Source organism: Oleiphilus sp. HI0066 (assembly GCF_001635725.1).
Genome location: NZ_LWFH01000046.1, coordinates 1 through 1,203 on the forward strand (window position 1 = coordinate 1; position 1,203 = coordinate 1,203).

1 protein-coding gene is annotated in these 1,203 nt (G+C 43.7%); it reads right to left on the reverse strand.

Features of this window, described 5'->3' with window-relative positions:
* Window positions 1-102: 102 nt before the first annotated feature.
* A partial coding sequence (locus tag A3738_RS00985) for an AMP-binding protein (RefSeq protein ID WP_156503854.1) occupies window positions 103-1,203 on the reverse strand: 1,101 nt, incomplete at its 5' end.

The following is a 1,203-nucleotide window of genomic DNA, read 5'->3' on the forward strand; positions in this document are numbered from 1 at the left end:
GTGATTTTACTTAGCCGCTCAATCAATCGAACGTAGTACTTATCTGAAATGTTGAGACATAAAAAAAGCGACCCAAGGGTCGCTTTTTTTATCGCTGGGAACTTATTCCCAAACTACTTTAGCTCTACCAGCATACCAACCATCAATTTGATCTTTGTACTGTCCTTCAACAACATCACGCTTGATCTTCATTGTTGGCGTTAAGAAGCCATTCTCAATCGCCCAAAAATCTTTTACAACAACCATGAACTGCAAAGCTTCATGCGGATCAACCGTTGCATTCACCGATGCCATTAGCTCAGTCAAACTCTTCTCTAAGTTTGCACGAAAATCTGGCTCATCGCGTTTTGGCAATGCCTCTTCAGAAAGATGAATCAATGCGTGAGGCTGCGGACACTCAGCACCAGCAACACATACCATTTCAATTTCATCGTGACTGATGATTTTATTTTCAATTGGCGCCGGAGCAACGTACTTACCCTTACTCGTCTTAAAGATCTCTTTGATACGACCAGTAATTTTAAGGCGACCCATGTCATCGATCTCACCTTTGTCACCAGTTAGCAAGAAACCATCTTCGGTGAAGCTTTCTTTGGTTTTCTCATCGTTTTTGTAATAACCCATCATATTTGCAGGGCTGTTCACTTCGATTTCACCAATCTCAGAAATACGCTGCTGAACACCGGGTAAGGGCTCACCAACATAACCAACACGCGAACGGCCAGGTAGTGAAATATGCGAGTAAGCAAAATTCTCTGACATGCCATAGCCTTCAAGCAGCTCAAGGCCAAGACCGCGGTACCACTTGATAATTTCTTCAGACAACGGAGCAGAACCACTACCAGCAAACCGACAATGCTCCAAGCCTAGTCCAGTCAATACTTTCTTCTTCACAATGCCTGACAGAATTGGCACTTTTAATAGACGATTAAGTTTCTTAGGAGGCATTTTCTTGAAAATACCTAGCTGGANCTTAGACCATAAACGCGGCACTGAAACGAATACTGTCGGACGTGCTCGCTGAAGGTCTTGCAAGAAGGTGTCTAACGCTTCTGCAAAATAAAGTTCGAAACCAATGTAGAACGACGACTGCTCAACAACATAACGCTCAAACACGTGCGCAAGTGGCAAGTATGAAAGCATGCGATCTTCAGTGAATAATTTAAGAGCCTGAGATGCACCGGAAGCAGCTACACCCATTGC